The organism is Prauserella shujinwangii, assembly GCF_003001955.1.
Taxonomy (GTDB): Bacteria; Actinomycetota; Actinomycetes; order Mycobacteriales; family Pseudonocardiaceae; genus Qaidamihabitans; species Qaidamihabitans shujinwangii.
Genome location: NZ_PVNH01000004.1, coordinates 180,140 through 199,299, shown reverse-complemented (window position 1 = coordinate 199,299; position 19,160 = coordinate 180,140). Strand labels below are relative to the sequence as shown.

At 73.2% G+C, this 19,160-nt stretch carries 17 protein-coding genes; 6 read left to right on the top strand and 11 right to left on the bottom strand.

What is annotated here, in order from left to right; genetic code table 11:
- Positions 1-27 precede the first annotated feature (27 nt).
- The 6 genes from B0I33_RS10680 to B0I33_RS10655 all read right to left on the bottom strand — a co-directional run bounded on the left by B0I33_RS10680 (position 28) and on the right by B0I33_RS10655 (position 6,931).
- Positions 28-411: an allophanate hydrolase-related protein gene (locus tag B0I33_RS10680; protein WP_106178461.1), complete on the bottom strand. Its 384-nt coding sequence runs from the start codon at positions 409-411 to the stop codon at positions 28-30.
- Positions 402-1,838, bottom strand: a complete 1,437-nt coding sequence (locus tag B0I33_RS10675) for an NCS2 family permease (protein WP_106178460.1) — start codon at positions 1,836-1,838, stop codon at positions 402-404. Before B0I33_RS10675 ends, B0I33_RS10680 begins: the two co-directional genes overlap by 10 nt.
- A gap of 102 nt (positions 1,839-1,940) precedes the next feature.
- Positions 1,941-4,142 carry a xanthine dehydrogenase family protein molybdopterin-binding subunit gene (locus B0I33_RS10670; RefSeq protein ID WP_106178459.1) on the bottom strand — a complete coding sequence of 734 codons (2,202 nt, stop codon included), beginning with the start codon at positions 4,140-4,142 and terminating at the stop codon, positions 1,941-1,943.
- On the bottom strand, positions 4,139-5,482 hold the full coding sequence (locus B0I33_RS10665) for an 8-oxoguanine deaminase (RefSeq protein WP_106178458.1): 1,344 nt from the start codon (positions 5,480-5,482) through the stop codon (positions 4,139-4,141). Before B0I33_RS10665 ends, B0I33_RS10670 begins: the two co-directional genes overlap by 4 nt.
- Before the next feature lie 118 nt (positions 5,483-5,600).
- Positions 5,601-6,062, bottom strand: a complete 462-nt coding sequence (locus tag B0I33_RS10660; RefSeq protein ID WP_106178457.1) for a (2Fe-2S)-binding protein — start codon at positions 6,060-6,062, stop codon at positions 5,601-5,603.
- Entirely contained in the window at positions 6,053-6,931 is an 879-nt protein-coding gene (locus B0I33_RS10655) for an FAD binding domain-containing protein (RefSeq protein ID WP_106178456.1), read from the bottom strand. Before B0I33_RS10655 ends, B0I33_RS10660 begins: the two co-directional genes overlap by 10 nt.
- Positions 6,932-7,055: 124 nt before the next feature.
- Between B0I33_RS10655 and B0I33_RS10650 the strand changes: the two genes are divergently transcribed.
- On the top strand, positions 7,056-8,486 hold the full coding sequence (locus B0I33_RS10650; RefSeq protein ID WP_106178455.1) for a PucR family transcriptional regulator: 1,431 nt from the start codon (positions 7,056-7,058) through the stop codon (positions 8,484-8,486).
- A gap of 99 nt (positions 8,487-8,585) precedes the next feature.
- Positions 8,586-8,996, top strand: coding sequence for a pyridoxamine 5'-phosphate oxidase family protein (locus B0I33_RS10645; RefSeq protein WP_106178454.1), 411 nt, complete (start codon positions 8,586-8,588; stop codon positions 8,994-8,996).
- 6 nt (positions 8,997-9,002) lie between these two features.
- Here B0I33_RS10645 and B0I33_RS10640 read toward each other — a convergent pair whose 3' ends face one another.
- The 3 genes from B0I33_RS10640 to aceB are packed head-to-tail and all read right to left on the bottom strand — an operon-like array spanning position 9,003 to position 12,596.
- Positions 9,003-9,776: a LamB/YcsF family protein gene (locus B0I33_RS10640; RefSeq protein WP_106178453.1), complete on the bottom strand. Its 774-nt coding sequence runs from the start codon at positions 9,774-9,776 to the stop codon at positions 9,003-9,005.
- 43 nt (positions 9,777-9,819) lie between these two features.
- The gene (locus B0I33_RS10635; protein WP_106178452.1) at positions 9,820-11,022 is read right to left on the bottom strand and encodes a DUF6986 family protein; all 1,203 of its coding nucleotides are present in this window, start codon (positions 11,020-11,022) and stop codon (positions 9,820-9,822) included.
- A complete protein-coding gene (gene aceB / locus B0I33_RS10630; protein ID WP_106178451.1) occupies positions 11,022-12,596 on the bottom strand; it encodes a malate synthase A in 1,575 nt (524 codons plus the stop codon). Before aceB ends, B0I33_RS10635 begins: the two co-directional genes overlap by 1 nt.
- A 118-nt stretch (positions 12,597-12,714) precedes the next feature.
- On the opposite strand from aceB, the gene B0I33_RS10625 reads away from it, so the two are divergent.
- Positions 12,715-13,488 carry an IclR family transcriptional regulator gene (locus B0I33_RS10625; RefSeq protein ID WP_106178450.1) on the top strand — a complete coding sequence of 258 codons (774 nt, stop codon included), beginning with the start codon at positions 12,715-12,717 and terminating at the stop codon, positions 13,486-13,488.
- A gap of 77 nt (positions 13,489-13,565) precedes the next feature.
- Here B0I33_RS10625 and ftsY read toward each other — a convergent pair whose 3' ends face one another.
- A complete protein-coding gene (gene ftsY / locus B0I33_RS10620) occupies positions 13,566-14,921 on the bottom strand; it encodes a signal recognition particle-docking protein FtsY (RefSeq protein ID WP_106178449.1) in 1,356 nt (451 codons plus the stop codon).
- Positions 14,922-15,063: 142 nt separating this feature from the next.
- Here ftsY and B0I33_RS10615 point away from each other — a divergent pair, with 142 nt between their 5' ends.
- The 3 genes from B0I33_RS10615 to B0I33_RS10605 are packed head-to-tail and all read left to right on the top strand — an operon-like array spanning position 15,064 to position 18,394.
- Entirely contained in the window at positions 15,064-16,272 is a 1,209-nt protein-coding gene (locus B0I33_RS10615; protein ID WP_106178448.1) for an anhydro-N-acetylmuramic acid kinase, read from the top strand.
- A 9-nt stretch (positions 16,273-16,281) separates the two neighbouring features.
- A complete protein-coding gene (locus B0I33_RS10610) occupies positions 16,282-17,793 on the top strand; it encodes a sodium:solute symporter (protein WP_106178447.1) in 1,512 nt (503 codons plus the stop codon).
- A gap of 1 nt (position 17,794) precedes the next feature.
- A complete protein-coding gene (locus B0I33_RS10605; RefSeq protein ID WP_106178446.1) occupies positions 17,795-18,394 on the top strand; it encodes a maleylpyruvate isomerase family mycothiol-dependent enzyme in 600 nt (199 codons plus the stop codon).
- Here the strand turns inward: B0I33_RS10605 and B0I33_RS10600 are convergent.
- Entirely contained in the window at positions 18,384-19,157 is a 774-nt protein-coding gene (locus B0I33_RS10600) for a DUF3239 domain-containing protein (protein ID WP_342750054.1), read from the bottom strand. The two genes, B0I33_RS10605 and B0I33_RS10600, sit on opposite strands and share 11 nt — an antisense overlap.
- Positions 19,158-19,160: the final 3 nt, after the last annotated feature.

Genomic DNA, 19,160 nt, shown 5'->3' with positions numbered 1-19,160 from the left:
AACCGTGGTTAGAACCACCGAAAACACTCACGAGGGGCGGGCGGCGAGGTAGGCCCGCCAGTCGCCGTACCCGGTGATGTCCACCAGCTCCGGACTGTCCAGCCAGGACTCGCGGAGCACGGTCGCCAGGCACGCCGCGCCGTCGGCGAGCGCGATCACGCCGATCTCCAGCTCCGCGGGCTCGGCGGGCAGCAGATGCTCCCGCAGCACGCTCAGCGGCACGTCGTAGACCTCGCCGAGAACGCTGCCCCCGCCCTCGCCGACCTCGTACATCGCGGGGAACCGGTCGCCCACCGAGAAGTACCGGTACCGCGGAGCCGACCGCGCGGTGCCCACGAGCGGGGCGCCCCGCAGCTGGTGGTGCAGCGGGCCGCCGCGCATCGCCGCCCCGTTGAGGAACATCAGAGCCACGACGTGACCCCCTCGATCGCGAAGTACAGCCCGAACACGGCCGCCAGCACACCGAGCAGCCAGCCGACCTGGCCCGGCTGCCGCTTGCACAGCTTGATGACGACGAAGGCCACGATGCCCGCGCCGATGCCGTTGGTGATGGAGTAGGTGAACGGGATCAGCGCGATCATGAGGAATGCCGGGATCACGAAGTCCGTGTCCTGCCACGGAATGTGCCGGCACTGCGCCATCATCATGCCGCCGATCACGACCAGCGCGGGCGCGGCGGCCTGCGCGGGCACCACCGCGGCCAGCGGCGTGAGGAACAGCGTGAGCAGGAACAGCCCGCCGGTGACCAGGCTGGCCAGCCCGGTGCGGGCACCCTCACCGACTCCCGCGGCCGACTCGAGGAACACCGTGTTCGGCGAGGAGCCGGTGGTGCCGCCCGCGATGGCACCAAGGCCGTCGGCGAACAGGATGCGCCCCATGCCCTCGACCTTGCCGTCGCGCATCAGGCCCGCCTCCTGGGCGACGCTGGTGATCGTGCCCATCGCGTCGAAGAAGCCGGACAGCACGAGCGTGAACAGGAACACGCACGCCGTCACCGCGCCCGCCGAGGCGAACCCGCCGAACAGGTCCACCTGACCGAACAGGCTGAAGTCGGGGCTGGCCACCACCCGCTCCGGCACATCCGGCTCGACCAGCCCCCAGCCGCGCACGTCGAACGCCGCGTTGACGACCACGGCGAACACGGTGGCGGCGAGGATGCTGATCAGCACCGCACCCGGGACGGCGCGGCTGACCAGCACCACCATCAGCAGCAGCCCGGCGCAGAACACCACGATCGGCCAGCCGGTCAGATGCCCGTTCTCCCCCATGCGCACCGGCACCGTGGAGTTCGCCGCGTCCGGTGTCCGCGTCACGAAACCCGCGCTGACCAGCCCGACCAGAGCGATGTAGAGCCCGATCCCGACGGTGATGGCCATCTTCAGCGCCAGCGGGATCGCGTTGATGATCCGCTCCCGGATGCCGGAGACGGCCATGAGGACGATGCAGAAACCCTCGACCACCACGAGGCCGAAGGCCTGGCCCCAGGTCATCGTGGGCGCCATCTGGAACGCCACGATGCCGTTCACGCCGAGCCCGGCGGCCAGCGCGAGCGGGGCGTTGCCGATCAGTCCCATGAGGATGGTCGTCACGCCCGCCGCCAGCGCCGTGGCCGTGGTGACCTGCTCGGTGGTCAGCCGCACGCCGGTGATGTCGGTGGACGCGCCCAGGATGAGCGGGTTGAGCAGCACGATGTAGCACATCGCGACGAACGTGGTGATGCCGCCGCGGACCTCGCGGCCGAGCGTGCTGCCCCTGGCCGAGACGCGGAAGGCCCGGTCGAGCGGGGAGAAGCCGGGCTCCGGATGTGGTTGGGGACGGTCCGTACGCAACTGGGTCATGCCAGCCTCCACCTCGTTGTGGACAGGAGGGCGCGCGGCACCGTCGTGAGTGCGGAACGTCGTTCTCACCACGTTCCGCACTCACGAGGGGTGAGCCGCTGCTCAGGTACCGGTGATGTGCTCCGGGCGCACGGGCACCCGGGTGAGGGCCCTGCCGGTGGCCGCACGGATCGCGGCGACGACGGCGGGCGTGGACGAGATCGTCGGCGGTTCCCCCACCCCGCGCAGCCCGTACGGCGCGTGCGGGTCCGCCAGTTCGAGCACGTCGATGCTCATCGGGGGCATGTCGAGCACGGTCGGGATGAGGTAGTCGGTGAACGAGGGATTGCGGATCACGCCGCCCTCGGTCTTGATCTCCTCCATCACCGCCAGCCCGAGCCCCTGCGCCGAACCGCCCTGGATCTGGCCCAGCACGGCCTGCGGGTTGATCGCCTTGCCGACGTCCTGCGCGCAGTCGAGCGCGACGACCTTCACCAGCCCGAGCTCGGTGTCCACGTCGACGACCGCGCGGTGCGCCGCGAAGCCGTACTGCACGTGGGCGTTGCCCTGGCCGGTCTCCGGGTGCAGTTCCTCGGTGGGCCGGTGCCGCCACTCCACGGTCTCGTCCAGCACCTTGTCGCCGAGCTCGGCGGGCGAGAGCGCGCCGAGGGCGTCCCTGATCCGCAGGCACGCCTCCCGCACCGCGCCCCCGGTGACGTAGGTCTGCCGCGAGGCCGACGTGGAACCGGCGCTGCCGATCGTCGTGTCGCTGGGCTCGACCGTCACGCGCTCCACGCCCAGCTCCGAGCGCACGATCTGCTGCAGCACCGTCACCAGGCCCTGGCCCACCTCGCACGCCGCCGTGTGCACGGTGGCGGCGGGCTCGCCCCCGACCACCTGCAACCGCACCCGCACCGTCGCGTAGTCGTCGAACCCCTCGGAGAAGCAGATGTTCTTGATGCCCACCGCGTAGCCGACGCCCCGCACGACCCCCTCGCCGTGCGTGGTGTTGGACACCCCGCCCGGCAGCGTGCGCAGGTCGGGTTCACCGGACGGCTCGGGAGGCAGCGGCTTGGCCCGCACGCGGCGCAGCAGCTCCTCGACCGGCGCGGGCGAGTCCACCACCTGGCCGGTGGGCATGACCGTGCCCTGCGCCATCGCGTTGCGGATCCGCACCTCCACCGGGTCGAGCCCGCACGCCGCCGCCAGCCGGTCCATCTGCGACTCGTAGGCGAACGCCGCCTGCACCGCGCCGAACCCGCGCATCGCGCCGCACGGCGGGTTGTTGGTGTAGGCGCCCCAGCAGTCGACCGACACGTTGGGCACGTCGTACGGGCCGACGCCGAGCGTGGCCGCGTTGCCGACCACCGCTCCGGTGGACGAGGCGTAGGCGCCGCCGTCGAGGTAGATGCGCGCCCTGACGTAGCGGAGCGTGCCGTCACGGTCGGCGCCGTGCTCGTAGTACAGCACCGCCGGGTGCCGGTGCACGTGCCCGTAGAACGACTCCTCACGGTTGTAGACCATCTTCACCGGCCTGCCGGTGTGCAGGGCGAGCAGGCACGCGTGCACCTGGATGGACAGGTCCTCGCGCCCGCCGAACGCGCCGCCGACACCGCCGAGGGTGAGGCGCACCTTGTCCTCGGGCAGGTCCAGCGCGGCGACGATCTGCCGCTGGTCGACGTGCAGCCACTGCGTCGCGACGTACAGGTCCACCCCGCCGTCCTCGGCGGGCACGGCGAGTCCCGACTCGGGCCCGAGGAACGCCTGGTCCTGCATGCCGACCTCGTACCGGCCGGTGACCACGACCTCGGCGGCCGCGTCGGGGTCGCCCCTGCGGATCGGCACGTGCCGCACGACGTTGCCCCCGGGATGCAGCTCGGCGCCCTGTCCGGCCACGGCGGACTCGGCGTCGGTCACCGGGTCGAGCACCTCGTAGCCGACCTCGACCCGCTCCAGCGCCCTGCGCGCGGTCTCGGGATGGTCGGCGGCGACGACCACGACCGGCTCGCCCCGGTACCGCACGACGTCCTCGGCGAGCACCGGCTGGTCGGCGTGCTCGAGGCCGTAGCGGTTCACCCCGGGGACGTCGGCGTGCGTCAGCACCGCGTACACGCCGGGCAGGGCCAGCGCCCGCGCGATGTCGATGCCGGTGATGCGGGCGTACGGGTGCGGGCTGCGCAGCGTCGCGCCCCACAGCATGTCCTCGTGCCACAGGTCGGAGGAGTAGGCGAACTCGCCGCGCACCTTCGCGGTGCCGTCCGGGCGCCGAGGGCTCGCTCCGATCCCGTCCGTCCGGGTGACGGTGCTCTTCGTCGAGGTCGTCATGCTCGCAGCCTCCTGCTCGCGGTGCGCAGTTCGGTGGCGACGGCCCGTTCGTCGGCCGTGCGCAGCTCCCCGTCGGCGACCACGGTCCGGCCGCCGGTGAGCAGTGCCTTCAGTGGTGGTGTCGCGCCGAGCACGAGCGCCGCGACGGGGTCGTCGATACCCGCGTACTCGAGACCGTCCAGCCGCCACACGGCGAGGTCGGCCAGCTTGCCGGGTTCCAGCGAGCCCAGCTCGTCCTGCCTGCCGAGGCAGCGGGCGCCGCCCATCGTGCCGAGCCACAGCGCCTCGCGGACGGCGAGCGCGCGGGGCCCGCCGCGCTGGCGCGCCTGCAGCAGGGCCTGGTGCAGTTCCTCGCCGAGCCCGCCCGACTCGTTGGACGCGGCACCGTCGACGCCGAGCCCCACCGGCACGCCCGCGTCGAGCAGGTCGCGCACGGGGGCGATGCCGGTGCCCAGCCGCCCGTTCGACGTCGGGCAGTGCGCGGCGCCGGTGCCGGTGGCGCCGAACCTGCGGATCGCCCCCGGCGCGAGGTGCACCGTGTGCGCCAGCCAGACGTCGTCGCCGAGCCAGCCGAGCCGGTCGGCGTACTCGGCGGGGGTGCAGCCGGCCTCGGCCAGGCACTGCCGCTCCTCGTCGAGGGTCTCCGCGAGGTGCGTGTGCAGCCGGACCCCCTTGCGCCGCGCGAGATCCGCGGCCTCCTTCATCAGCCGCTCGGTGACGGTGAACGGCGAGCACGGGCCCGCGGCGATGCGGATCCGGGCGTTCGGCGCGCGGTCGTGGTGGCTGTCGATGGCCCGTTCGGTGCCCTCCAGCGCCGCCTCGACGTCCTCGACGAGGTTGTCCGGCGGCAGGCCGCCCTCGGACACGCCGCGGTCCATCGACCCGCGCACCAGGTGCCCGCGCACACCGATCCGGTGCACCGCGGCCACGAGCGCGTCCATCTGGTCGCCCGCGTCGGCCGGGAAGACGTAGTGGTGGTCGGCGACCGTGGTGCAGCCGGTCAGCGCGAGCCGCGCGAGGCCCGCGGTGGCGGCGGCGTGGGTGATCCCGGCGTCCAGCCCGCCCCAGACCGGGTACAGGTGCACGAGCCATTCGAAGAGGGTGGCGTCGGGGGCGAGCCCCCGGGTCGCCCACTGGTAGAGGTGGTGGTGGGTGTTGACCAGGCCCGGCGTGACCAGGCAGCCGGTGCCGTCGATCCGGGTGTGCTCGCCCGCGGGCTCCGGGGCGGGTCCCGCGCCGACGGCGGTGATCCATTCGCCGTCGACCACCACGTGCCCGGTGCGGTGCTCGGTGCCCGCCGCGTCCACCGTGGCGATCGCGGCGTTCTCGATGACGATCATGACGGTTCCCCCTTCCCGCGCCCGTGTCCCCAATGTGGCATTGGTAACGCTGAACGCACCGAATGCCACATTGGGTGCCCTGAACGCACCGAATGCCACATTGGGGAGCTCGCCGGCTTCATGAGGCGTCCGCGGCCGTGCGGACGGCGTCGAGGATCTTCTCGTAGCCGGTGCACCGGCACAGGTTGCCCGCGAGCGCCTCCCGGATCTCCTCGTCGCTCGGCCGCGGCGTGCGCCGCAACAGGTCGTGCGCCGCCACGACGAGACCCGGTGTGCAGAAACCGCACTGCACCGCGCCGGCGTCCACGAAGGACTGTTGCACCGGGTCGAGCCGATCGCCCTCGGCAAGGCCCTCGACCGTGCGCACCTGCCTGCCCTCGGCCTGGCCGGCCGCGACGAGGCACGAGCACACCGGCACGTCGTCGAGGTAGACCGTGCACGACCCGCACTCGCCCTGCTCGCAGGCGTTCTTCGAACCGGGCAGGCCGAGCCGCTCCCGCAGCACGTACAGCAGGCTCTCCCCCGGCCACACGTCGTCGGCCTGCCGTGGCCTGCCGTTCACCGTCACGTTCAGGCGCATGACGGGCTCCTCTCCTGCTGGTCGTTCCATGCCCAGGTCAGCGTGCGCCGCGCCAGCACGGCGAGCGCGTGCCTGCGGTAGGCGGCGGTGCCCCGGACGTCGTCGATGGGTTCGGTGGCCTCGGCGACGAGCTCGCCGAAGCGGCGTTTGAGCGAGTCGCGCAGCGGGCCGGGGGTGCCCCACGGCAGCTCCTCGGCGAGGAACCGTTCGGCGGCGACGGCGCGGCGCGGCGTGGGTGCGGCGGACCCGATCGCGGCCCTGGCGGCCGCACGATCCGGGTCGAGCGCCAGCGCGAACGAGCACACGGCGATCACCATGGCGTTGCGGGTGCCGACCTTCGCGAACTGCTGCGGGCCGGTCGCCTCGGGCAGGTGCACGGCGGTGACCAGCTCGTCGGGTGCCAGCGCGTTGCGCTTGACCCCCGTGTAGAACTCGGTGGCCGGGATCAGCCGGGTGCCGCGGACGGAGGCCACCTCGACGCGGGCCCCGGTCACCAGCAGCACCGGGTGGGTGTCCCCGGCGGGCGAGGCGGACCCGAGGTTGCCGCCGACCGTGCCGCGGTTGCGGATCTGCGGCGAGCCGACGGTGCGCGACGCCATCGCCAGGCCGGGCAGCCTGCCGCCCAGTTCCGTGATGACCCGGGTGTACGGAACGCCCGCACCGAGCCGGATCTCACCGTCCGAACCGGACGATCTGGACCACTCGGCGAGCTCGCCGACACCGGTGAGGTCGAGCAGCGCCTCGGGCCTGCGGTGGTCGAAGTTCAGCTCGACCATGACGTCGGTCCCGCCTGCGATCGGCACCGCGCCGGGGCGCTCGGCCTTGGCGGCGAGCGCCTCGTCGAGAGTGGTGGGGCGGAGGAAGTCCACCTTCGGCCTCCTGGAAATCGGGTGTGTCCCAGTACACACACCCGCCGGTCGCCGGGACAACGGCACCGGAGCATGAAACTCGGGGCAGCGGACGGCGGCACGTTTGTGCTTTCCTACAAGTCCCATGACGCTCGTGCGCACCCTGCTCGGCATCCCGGAGCTCCGGCTGCGGCTCCTCGGCGGTGAGGACCTGCTCGACCGCGAGGTCAGCCGGATCTACGTGACCGAACTGCCGGACCCCAGCCGCTACCTCTCGGCTGGGGAGCTCGTGCTGAGCGGGTTGCTGTGGTGGCGCGAACCGGGCGACGCCGAGCCGTTCGTGGCGGCACTCGCCCAGGCCGGGTGCGCCGCGCTCGCGGCGTCGGGTGCCGACTCCGGTGGTGTGCCCGCCGACCTGGTCGCCGCGTGCACGCGGCACCGGATCCCGCTGCTGGAGGTGCCGCCCGACCTGTCGTTCGCGGTGATCACCGAGCGGGTGGTGCTCGCCCTGGCGACCGAGTCCGAGGGGGCCCGCAAGCGCTTGCTGTCCGCCGCCGCGGAGGGTGCCGCGCTACCCGACCTGCTCGCGCACGGCGCCCGCGAGCTGGGCGCGGACTGCTGGGTGCTCTCGGCCACCGGGCGGGTCGTCGCGGGCAGCACCGGCGGGCCGCCCCGGCGCCGCACCGTGCTGCCGGTCGGCGGGCGGCACGCCGTGCCGTGGGTGCTGGCGGTGGACGCCGACCTCTCCCCCGCCGCCGCGGAGGTGGCGGAGGAGCTGGCCGGGCTGGCGGGGCTCGCCCGCTCCCGCGAGGACGAGGTGCGGTCGGCGGGCATGCGGGTCGCGGCGCCCCTGCTGCACCTGCTGGGCACCTCCGGCGGCGGCAACGCCGAACTCGCCACCGCCTTCGCGGCGACCGGGCTCGCCCCGGACACGCAGCTGCGGGTGCTGCTCGCGCGCACATCCGGTGCTCCCCTCGGCGCGGAACTGCTGTGCGAGCTGCTGGCCGGGCATCCGGGCGCGGTGTTCGTCGGCGAGGTCGGCACCGGCGAGGCCTACGCGCTCGTCGACACCGGCGCCCACTGGCCGGACGACTGGGCGGCCACCGCCACCCGGACCCTGCGTGAGCTGGATCCCGTCCTCGCCGCGGGCCCGGTCCTGGTGGGCGTCGGCGGGCCCGCCACGGTGTCCGGGCTGCGCGGCGCGGCCGAGGAGGCCCGGCAGGCGGTGGTCGCCGCCGCACGCAGGCAGGAACGGGTGGCCGTGGTGTCGGGCGAGGAGATCGGCGTGCACCGGCTGCTGGTCGGCGGCGCGCCGGACGCGCTGCGGCAGGCGCTGCGCGAGCGCGTGCTCGGCAGGCTGCTCGAGTACGACGACGGGCAGCACACCGACCTCGTCCGCACGGTGCGGGTGTTCCTGGAGTGCTCCGGCTCACCCGCACGGGCGGCCAGGGCGCTGCACGTGCACGTCAACACGCTGCGGTACCGGATCACCAGAGCGAGTGAGCTGCTCGGGGTCGACCTCACCGACTTCCGCGGCCAGGTCGACGTCTACCTGGCACTGCTGATCGAAGGCTGATCCGCGTCCCGGACAGGTCTTTGTGCCCTGCTGCGTCGCCCGCCGGGGACGGATCGTGGAAACAGGCACCAGTACCGTCCCAAGGAACCGGGGAACACCATGCTTCCGTCCATCGACATCGAGGAACTCGCCGAGGCCGACTGCCTCGAGCTGCTGCGCGCCGAACCGGTCGGGCGGCTGGTGTTCACCGAGCGCGCCCTGCCCGCGATCCGGCCGGTGAACTTCGTCCTCGACGGCCACGACGTGGTCGTCCGGAGCGCGCCGGGCTCGTGGGCCGACCGGCTCGGCGGGTCGATCGTGGCGTTCGAGGTCGACCGCATCGACCCGGCGACCCACACGGGGTGGAGCGTCGTCGTGCTCGGCAAGGTCGCGACCGTGACCGACGTCGACACGCTCGTGCGCCTGAGCGATCCACGGCATCGCCCGTGGGCGCCCGGCAGGCACGACCGGTACCTGCGCATCCGGCCCGGCACGATCACGGGGCGGCGGCTGGCGCTGGGCCGGAACTGACCGCCGCTACCCCGCGTCGGCGAAGGGGCGCACGGTGACCCCGGCCTCGCGCAGCGCCTCGCGCACGCGCCGGGCGATCTCGACGGCGCCCTCGGTGTCGCCGTGCACGCACAGCGAGCGGGGGCGCACGGTGACCACGCTGCCGTCGACGGCCGTGACCGCGCCCTCCGTGGCCATCCGCACGCTGCGCTGGACCACCGCGTCCGGCTCGTGCACCACGGCTCCCCGCTCGCGCCGCGGGACGAGTGTGCCCTCCGGCGTGTAGGCGCGGTCGGCGAAGGACTCCTCGACCACCCGCAGCCCGGCCGCCTCCGCCCGGCTCAGCAGCTGCGAGCCGGGCAGGCCGAGCACCGGGAGTCCCGGGTCGTAGCGGCGCACCGCCTCGACGACGGCCGCCGCCTGCTCGGCGTGTGCGACGACGGCGTTGTAGAGGGCACCGTGCGGTTTGACGTAGCGCACCCGGCTACCCGCGATGCGGGCGAACCCGTCCAGCGCGCCGATCTGGTAGATGATGTCGTTGACCAGGTCGTGCGGGTCCACGTCGATGAACCGGCGGCCGAACCCGGCGAGGTCGCGGTACCCGACCTGGGCGCCGATGGCGACGCCGCGTTCGGCGGCGCGCTCCGTGACGCGGCGCAGCACCGACGGGTCGCCCGCGTGGAACCCGCAGGCGACGTTGGCGCTGGAGACGATGTCGAGCAGCGCGTCGTCGTCGCCGAGAGACCAGGCTCCGAAGCCCTCTCCGAGATCGCTGTTGAGGTCGATGTCCGCGTCCGTCACGCCGCCAGCGTAACGCCGCCGCGGCGCCCGGCGGGGTGGCCGGTCAGCCGGGCGCCCGCGTGGCCAGGCGGTCGAGGGTGGCACGGTCGAGCCCGGCCAGCTCGTCCTCGTCGACGGCGCCGCAGTGCAGGCCGCGCAGCAGGTGCACCGCGAGCGCCTGCGCGGTGGCGGGCTCGTCGAGCACGCCGCCCCCGGCCTCGCCCACGTAGTCCCGCAGGCGGCCGGTGGCCTGCGCCAGGCCTTCCCGGAAGAAGGCGTACGTCGCGGCGAAGCGGCTCGGCAGCTGGTGCGGGTGAAGGTCCCAGCCCTGGTAGAAGCCGCGTTCCAGGGAGCGGCGCACCAGCCGGACGTGCTCGGCCCATGCCACGTGCACGGCGGCCGCGTCGCCCACGGGCAGCCGGTTGGTGGAGCCGTCGGACAGCCGCACGCCGGTGCCGGCGGCGGCCACCTGCATGAGCTCCTTGGCGAAGTCGGCCGCGGGATGGTCCATGCTCTGGTAGGCGCCCCCGATGCCGAGCGCCGCGCTGTAGTCGTAGGTGCCGAAGTGCAGGCCCGAGCACCGGCCCGCGCCGGCCTGGATGATCCGCGGCAGCGCGACGGTGCCGTCCCCGGCGAGTACCGACTGCGGGGTCTCGACCTGCACCTCGAACGGCACCGTGCCCTCGGCGAGGCCGTGTGCCTTCTCCAGGTCGGCCAGCACGGCCGCGGCCGCCTCGACCTGCTCGATCGCGGTGACCTTCGGCAGCGTGACCACGAACCCCTCGGGCACCCGGCCGAGCGCGCCGAGGAACGTGTCCAGCGTGCGCAGGCCGCGCCTGCGGGTGGCGGCCTCGAAGCTCTTGAACCGGATGCCGCAGAACGGCGGCGGGGCGCTCGCCGCCAGTTCCCGCGCGCACCGGACCGCCTCGGCGTCCTCGGCGTCGTCGCCGGGTGCGCCGTAGCCGTCCTCGAAGTCGATGCGCAGGTCCTCGATCGGCTGCTCCGCCAGCTTGCGCCGCACCCGCTCGCGGACCGCGGTCTCGGCGGGCAGGCCCTCACCGTGCTCGGCCAGCACCGCGAGGGCCCGTTCACCCCAGTCGGCGACGAGCCCCGCGTGGTAGCGGTGCGCCGGGACGTACACCGTGTGCACCGGCTGCCTGCCGGCCGGCTCGCCGGGATACCGCGCCGCGATGCGCGCGTCCGCCTCGGCGAGCCGGGCGTCGAGGCTCGCGTAGACGTCCTCGGGGAGCCGGCCGGCGGCCGCCACTACCGGATCCGCTCGTAGGCGGGCAGCGTGAGGAAGTCGGCGAAGTTCTCCGCCAGCGCGACCTCCTCGAACAGCTCGACGGCCTGCGTCAGCTGCTCGCCGGGAATCTCACCGGCGAGCTCGCCGCGGACCTCGTCCAGCACGGACCGGACCAGCTGCCCGGTGACCGTGTCGCCGGTGTCGAGCTCGACGCCGTTGCGCACCCACTGCCAGACCTGCGACCGGGAGATCTCGGCGGTCGCGGCGTCCTCCATGAGGTTGTGGATGCCCGCCGCGCCGTTGCCGCCGAGCCAGGACGCGATGTAGCGGACGCCGACGTCGACGGCGCCGCGCAGCCCGGCCATGGTGGCCCTGCCCTCGGTCGACGCGATGTCGAGCAGCTGCTCGGCGGTGACGTGGACGTCCTCGCGCTTGCGGTCCACCTGGTTCGGCTTGTCGCCGAGCACCTTGTCGAACTCCTCGCGGCAGAGGCCGACCATGCCGGGGTGGGCCACCCACGAGCCGTCGAAGCCGTCCCCGGCCTCGCGCGCCTTGTCGTCGCGGACCTTCGCGAAGGCCTTCTCGTTGACCTCGGGATCCTTGCTCGGGATGAACGCGGCCATGCCGCCGATCGCGAACGCGCCGCGCTTGTGGCAGGTGCGCACGAGCAGCTCGGTGTAGGCCCGCATGAACGGCGCGGTCATGGTGACGCTGTTGCGGTCGGGCAGCACGAACGTCGCGCCCGCGTCGCGGAAGTACTTGATGATGCTGAACAGGTAGTCCCAGCGGCCCGCGTTCAGCCCGGAGGCGTGCTCGCGCAGCTCGTAGAGGATCTCCTCCATCTCGAACGCGGCGGGGATGGTCTCGATCAGCACCGTCGCCCGGATGGTGCCGTGGTCGATGCCCAGCTCACGCTCGGCGTGGGTGAACACGTCGTTCCACAGCCGCGCCTCGAGATGGCTCTCCAGCTTGGGCAGGTAGAAGTACGGCCCGCTGCCGCGTTCGAGCAGCTCCCGCGCGTTGTGGAAGAAGTAGAGGCCGAAGTCGACCAGGGCGCCGACGGCCTTGCGGCCGCCGATCTCGATGTTGCGCTCGTCGAGGTGCCAGCCGCGCGGGCGGACGACGATGGTGGCGTGCTCGACGTCGTCGCGCAGGGCGTAGTGCTTGCCGTTCGACTCGAGCTCGATGGTCCCCCGGATCGCGTCGGAGAGGTTGACCTGGCCGGACACCACGTTGGCCCAGTGCGGGGTGTTGGCGTCCTCGAAGTCGGCCAGCCACACCTTGGCGCCGGAGTTGAGGGCGTTGATGGTCATCTTGCGGTCGGTGGGACCGGTGATCTCGACGCGCCGGTCGCGCAGCGCGGGCGGCGCCTCGGCCACCTGCCACTCCGACTCGCGGATCTCCTGGGTCTCCGGCAGGAAGTCGAGCCTGCCGGTGCGCTTGGCCTCTTCCCTGCGGTGCGCCCGCGCCTCGAGCAGCTTGTCCCGCGTTGCCGCGAACGCGTCGTGCAGGCCGCCGAGGAACTCCAGTGCCGCGGGAGTCAGCACCTCGTCGCCGCGCTCGACCGCGCCGCCGAGCACTCGGACCTCAGACATGGGAAACCCCTCAAACCAGTGTGTCGGTGGATGCTCATTCGAAGCATGACGATCATCTTGTTTTACATCTCGGACTATAGTTTCTACATTGCGGAAGCTCAACGCGAGAGGAGTCAGTGTGGCGGCCGAGCGATCAGCGGGTGGCGGCGTGCAGTCGCTGAAGCGGGCTTTCGACCTGCTCGAACACCTCGCGGACACGGGCGGGGAGGCGAGCCTGTCGGAGCTCGCGGCGACCTCGGGACTGCCGATGCCGACGATCCACCGGCTGATCAGGACGCTCGTGGCACTCGGCTATGTGCGGCAGAACACCAACCGCCGCTACGCGCTGGGCGCGCGCCTGATCCGGCTCGGCGAGAACGCGAGCATGCAGTTCGGCACGTGGGCCAGGCCGCTGCTGACCGACCTGGTCGACGAAGTGGGCGAGACGGCGAACCTGGCGGTGCTGGAGCGGGACGAGGTGGTGTACGTGGCGCAGGTGCCGTCCCGGCACTCGATGCGCATGTTCACGGAGGTGGGGCGGCGGCTGCTGCCGCACGGCACCGGGGTGGGCAAGGCGATGCTCGCCCAGCTGCCCGCGGACGAGGTGCGCGCGCTGCTGTCCCGCACCGGCATGCCCGCCTACACCGAGCACACCTACACGGATCCGGACGATTTCCTGCGGCACCTGCAGCGGATCGCCGCACAGGGCTACGCGCTCGACGAGAGCGAGCAGGAGCTGGGCGTGCGCTGCGTGGCCGTGCCCGTGGCGGGCACGCCGACCCCGGCCGCGGTGTCCGTCTCCGGCCCCGAGGGCAGGCTGACCAAGGACGCCGTGTCGCGGATCGCCCCCGTCGTGCAGCACGTGGCGGCCCAGCTGTCCGAGCAGCTGGCCGCCCGCGACCTCACCGCCTGACGAGCCCGGGCGCGCAGTGAAGGCCACCTTCACTGCGTCCAGTGCAGTGAAGGTGGCCTTCACTGCACTTGGCACCCTCAGTCGAGCAGGGCGTCGACGAAGGCGGTCGGCTCGAACGGGGCCAGATCGTCGGGACCCTCGCCGAGCCCGACGAGCTTGACCGGCACGCCGAGCTCCCGCTGCACCTGGAAGACGATGCCGCCCTTCGCGGTGCCGTCCAGCTTGGTGAGCGCGATGCCGGTGACGTCGACGACCTCGGAGAACACGCGTGCCTGCGCGAGGCCGTTCTGCCCGGTGGTGGCGTCCAGCACGAGCAGCACCTCGTCCACCTCGGCCTGCTTCTCCACGACCCGCTTGACCTTGCCGAGCTCGTCCATCAGGCCGGTCTTGGTGTGCAGGCGGCCCGCGGTGTCCACCAGCACCGCGTCGACGCCGGTGTCGATGCCCCGCTTCACGGCGTCGAAGGCCACCGAGGCCGGGTCGGCGCCCTCCTTGCCACGCACCACCTCGGCGCCGACCCGCTCGGACCAGGTCTGGAGCTGGTCGGCGGCGGCGGCGCGGAAGGTGTCGGCCGCGCCGAGCAGCACCTGCCTGCCCTGCGCGACGAGCACCCTGGCGAGCTTGCCGGTGGTGGTGGTCTTGCCGGTGCCGTTCACCCCGGCCACCAGCACGACGGCCGGCCGCTTCTGACCGTCCACGGTGTGGGGCAGCGCGCGCACGGCACGGTCGGTGTCGGGGCCGAGTGCGTCGGTCAGCACCTCGCGCAGCAGCGCCCTGGCGTCCTCCTCGGTGCGCACGCCGCGGGCGGACAGCTCGGTGCGCAGCCGGTCGACGATCTCCGTGGTGGTCGCCGCACCCAGGTCGGCGACGAGCAGCGTGTCCTCGAGGTCCTGCCACGAGTCCTCGTCGAGGTCCCCCGCACCGAGCAGGCCCAGCAGGCTCTGCCCGAACGCCGTGCGCGACTTCGCGAGCCTGCCCCGCAGCCGCTCGATGCGGCCCGCGGCGGGCGGCGGCACCTCCTCGGCGGCCTCCGGCTCGAGCGTGGGCTCGGGGACGGGTTCCGGCTCGGGTTCCTCCGGCCGCGGCTGGGGCGGGATCTCCGACTTCCGCTCCTCGGGCAGCCCCACGTCGATGATCGAGCGCCGCGGCGCGTCCCTGGGCACGGCGGCGTCGTCCCCCACCCCGGGCTCACCGTCGGTCTCGGTGCGCTCCTCCACCGGGTGCCCTGGTGGCGCGGCCGTGTCCGTCCCGCCGGGTGCGAACGTGATCGCGCCGTCCGTCCGGTACCGGCCGCCCTTTGGCTCCTCCTCCGGGCGCCGGGCGGGTTCGAGGCGGATTCTGCGCCTGCGCGCGATCGTCAGCCCGGCGACGAGCGCGACCACCAGCACGATGGCCGCGACGACGATGACCCAGAACCAGACGTTGCTCGACACGAGGTCATCCTCGCATCCGGTCCGGAGGTGGGCAGGTCACCCCCGCGCCGGAAGGTCAACTTCCAACGACTTTGACATCTTTTCGGAGAAAATTCCACCAAATGTCTTGCCCTGGCCACCCGGCGTGGACTAGACCACTGCCGTGGCGCACTCCCGATCCGCACTCCGGGTGGCCGGGCTCCTCTCGGGCACGTCCATCGACGGCATCGACGTCGCCGTGGCCGACCTGCGGGCCACCGGAGACGAACTCGTCCTCACCCCGCTCGGGCACCGCGAACTGCCCTACCCGGAACGGCTGCGCGAGGCACTGCTCGCCGCGCTGCCGCCCGGCCCGTGCACGGCCGAGCAGCTGACCCGCCTCGACACCGGCGTCGGGCAGGCCTTCGCCGAGGCAGCCGTCACCGGCATCACCGAGCTCGCGGACGGCAGGGCCGACCTCGTCGCCTCGCTCGGCCAGACCGTCTACCACTGGGTCGAGGACGGCCGGGCGCGCGGCACGCTCCAGCTGGGCCAGCCGGCGTGGATCGCCGAGCGGACGGGCCTGCCCGTGGTCGCCGACCTGCGCGCCCGCGACGTCGCCGCGGGCGGGCACGGCGCCCCGCTGGCCGGCACGCTCGACGCGCTGTGGCTGCGCACGCTCGCCGACGGCGAGGGCGCGCCGGTCGGCGGGCTGAACCTCGGCGGCATCGCCAACCTGACCGTCGTGCGCCCGGAAGGACCGGTGCTGGCCTACGACACCGGACCCGGCAACGCGCTGCTGGACGCCGCCGCCGCGCGGGTCACCGGCGGCGCACGGCACAGCGATGTCGACGGTGCGCTCGCCGCACGCGGCACCGTGCGGGAGGACCTGCTGGCGCGGCTGCTCGCCGACCCGTACTACGCCGCAGCGCCCCCGAAGTCCACCGGCAAGGAGCACTTCCACGCCGAGTACCTGCGGGCCGCCACCGAAGGACTTCCCGCCGTCGCGGACACCGACCTGCTCACCACGCTCACCGAGCTCACCGCCGTCACGGTGGGCCGGGAGTGCGCGCGGCACGGGGTGCGGACCGTCGTCGCGTCCGGCGGCGGCGTGCGCAACCCGGCCCTGATGCGGGCGCTGGCCCGCCACGTCACCGTGGCGCCGAGTGCGGACCTCGGGTTGCCCGCCGAGGCCAAGGAGGCCTACCTGACCGCCGTCCTCGGCTGGCTGACCTGGCACGGGCTGCCGGGCAACCTGCCCGCCGCGACCGGGGCCGCCGGGCCCCGGCCGCTCGGCAGCATCACGCCCGGCGCCGAGCCGCTGCGCCTGCCCGCACCGTCACCAACGGCCATTTCCCGCTTACGTGTAGCCAACCGCACCCGGACACGGTAGGAGAGACCAATGCGTGCACTCGACCTCGCGATCATCGCGGTGTTCCTCGTGGGCACACCGCTGCTGGGCATCGCCATCGGCGGCAGGCAGAAGTCGTCGACCGACTACTTCGTCGGCAGCAGGCGGATTCCCTGGTGGGCGGTGACGTTCTCGGTCGTGGCCACGGAAACCTCCACGCTGACCGTCATCAGCGTCCCGACGGTGGCCTATCTCGGCAACGTGACCTACCTGCAGCTCGCGATCGGCTACCTCATCGGCCGGGTGCTCGTGGCGTTCGTGCTGCTGCCCCGGTACTACGCCGGGGAGCTGGTCAGCGCCTACGGGTTCCTCGGCTCCCGGTTCGGCGGCGGGCTGCAGGGCACGGCCTCGGTGACCTTCCTCGTCACGCGGCTGCTCGCGGACGGCGTCCGGCTGTTCGCCACCGCCATCCCGGTGAAGGTCATCCTCGGCACGTTCGGGCTCGACGTGCCGTACTGGGTCATCATCGCCGCGATCGCCCTGTTCGCGGTCGTCTACACCTACCTCGGCGGGATCAGGGCGGTCGTCTGGATCGACGTGATCCAGATGGGCATCTACGTGCTCGGCGCGCTGTTCGCGGTGCTCATCCTCGCGGGCAAGCTGCCCGACGGCTGGTTCGGCGCGGCGGTCGACGCGGGCAAGTTCCAGCTGTTCGACTTCTCGTCCAACATCATCACCAGCCAGTACGCGTTCATCACGGCCGTGGTCGGCGGCGCGCTGTTCGCGATGGCCTCGCACGGCGCCGACCAGCTCATGGTGCAGCGCCTGCTCGCCTGCCGGAACCTGCGCGACAGCCAGAAGGCCGTGATCGCCAGCGGTGTCGTGGTGTTCTTCCAGTTCGCGCTGTTCCTCGTCGTCGGCGCGATGCTGTGGTCGTTCTACCGGGGCGCGTCGCCGGACGAGCTCGGCCTGTCCGCCTCCGACGCGCTGTTCCCCAAGTTCATCGTCGAGCAGCTGCCCGCCGGGCTGTCCGGCCTGCTGGTGGCGGGTATTCTGGCCGCCGCGATGAGCACGATCTCCTCGTCGCTGAACTCGCTGTCCACGTCGACGGTGAGCGACCTCTACCAGCGCTTCACCAAGCGGACGCTGCCGGACGCCACCGTGCTGAAGCAGGCCAAGCTGTGGACGCTGATCTGGGCGGGCGTGTTCGTGGTGTTCGCGTCGATGTTCACGAGCACCGACCAGCCGGTGGTCGAGGTCGGGCTGAGCATCGCCAGCTACACCTACGGCGCGCTGCTCGGCGCCTTCTTCCTCGGCATCCTGGTCAAGCGCGCCCGGCAGGCGGACGCGATCGTGGCGTTCGCCTGCACGATCGTGGTCGCCGCCGTGTTCATCCTCGGCGTCGAGTTCACCGTCGACGGCGAGACCTCGTCGCTCGCGTTCCCCTGGTACGTGCCGCTCGGTGTGGTCGTGACCCTGGTCGTGGGCGGACTGCTGTCGCTGCGCCACGGCCCCGACGAGCCCCGGCCCGCGGAGGCCGCCGAGGCACAGCGGGCGGCGTGACGTGGACGCCTCGGCCTTGCGCCGCGTCGGCGCCGTGTGCTCCGGGTTCCTCGCCGGGCACACCGGCGCCGACTGGTCGGCCCCGGTGCCCGACCTGGACTGGACCGTGCGCGAGGTCGTCGCGCATCTGGGCGACACCAGCCTCTGGTACGCGACCGACCTCGCCGCGGGCCCGCCGGAACTGTCCACGGCGGAGGTGAAGGTGCGGCCGGACTCGGCTCCGGAGGACCTCGTGCGCACGGTGTCGGCGCACGTCGCCCTGCTCGCCGCCGTGGTCGAGGCCAGCCCCGCGGACGCGCGGGGCTGGCACCCGTGGGGCGAGCCGGACCCGGCCGGGTTCGCGGCCATGGCCTGCGACGAGCTGCTGGTGCACACCCGGGACGCGGCGCTCGGGCTTGGCGTGGAGTTCACGCCGCCCGCCGAGCTGGCCGAGGCCACGCTGCGCAGGCTGTTCCCGGAGACACCGGACGGCGGCGACCCGTGGCCGGAGCTGCTGTGGTGCAACGGCCGCCTCGAGCTGCCCGGGCGGCCGAGGCGGTCCGGCTGGCGCTGGCACTGCTCCCCGCTGGCCGAGTGGAACGGTCCGGCGGCTACGCGCTGACCACATCGGAGACCGAGCCGACGAACCGCGCGCGGCCGTCGGGCTGCCACTCGACGGGAACTCCCAGCCGGGTCGGTGGTCTGCGCAGCGACACCGGCAGGTCCTCGTAGGACACCCGGAGCAGCCGGGTCCACCGGCGGCGGATGTCGGCCACCCGCTCCACACCGGCCAGCAGCTGGTCCCACTCGGCCTTCGGGATCTGGGCCGCGGCGCGCTCGACGACACCGGGGTCACCGGTCGCCCAGGACACGGGTGCGGCGTCGAAGCTCCACCACCGCCTGCTCCGCGGCGGGCCCGCGAAGCCGTGCATCACGCACGGGATCCACTGGCCCGGCACGAACCGGGTCGCCTCGCGCGCCCGGAAGCCGACCAGCCGGTACGCGAACGCGGGCGGCGCGGCGGGATCGCGGGAGGTGTCGCCGAGCACCAGCACCTGGACGTCCGCGTCGGCCTGTTCCACGACGAGCCCCGGCACCAGCTGGCCGCCGCGGAACGGCTTCGACGCGTTGCCGGACAGCAGGCCCCCGGCCAGCAGGCCCGCCCCCACGACCAGCGCGACCGCGCCCACCAGGACCGACCACCACGGGCCGTCGGTGACCGCCCACACGCCGAGCGCGATCAGGCCACCGCCGAGGACCACCCCGAGCGCCAGCCAGGTCGCGCGCCGGAAGATGTTGGGGCTGCTCTCCCGCAGGTGCGCCGGGTCGAGGGGACCGTCGAAGAACCGGCGCGGGTCGCCCGCGGGCCAACCGTCGTCTGCCATGGG

Bases quoted from the DNA above. Each gene is read 5' to 3' on its own strand.
- B0I33_RS10650 (WP_106178455.1), top strand. From the start codon at position 7,056: ATGACGCTCGTGCGCACCCTGCTCGGCATCCCGGAGCTCCGGCTGCGG.
- B0I33_RS10645 (WP_106178454.1), top strand. From the start codon at position 8,586: ATGCTTCCGTCCATCGACATCGAGGAACTCGCCGAGGCCGACTGCCTC.
- B0I33_RS10670 (WP_106178459.1), bottom strand. From the start codon at position 4,142: ATGACGACCTCGACGAAGAGCACCGTCACCCGGACGGACGGGATCGGA.
- B0I33_RS10665 (WP_106178458.1), bottom strand. From the start codon at position 5,482: ATGATCGTCATCGAGAACGCCGCGATCGCCACGGTGGACGCGGCGGGC.
- B0I33_RS10660 (WP_106178457.1), bottom strand. From the start codon at position 6,062: ATGCGCCTGAACGTGACGGTGAACGGCAGGCCACGGCAGGCCGACGAC.
- aceB (WP_106178451.1), bottom strand. From the start codon at position 12,596: ATGTCTGAGGTCCGAGTGCTCGGCGGCGCGGTCGAGCGCGGCGACGAG.
- B0I33_RS10610 (WP_106178447.1), top strand. From the start codon at position 16,282: ATGCGTGCACTCGACCTCGCGATCATCGCGGTGTTCCTCGTGGGCACA.
- B0I33_RS10600 (WP_342750054.1), bottom strand. From the start codon at position 19,157: ATGGCAGACGACGGTTGGCCCGCGGGCGACCCGCGCCGGTTCTTCGAC.
- B0I33_RS10675 (WP_106178460.1), bottom strand. From the start codon at position 1,838: ATGACCCAGTTGCGTACGGACCGTCCCCAACCACATCCGGAGCCCGGC.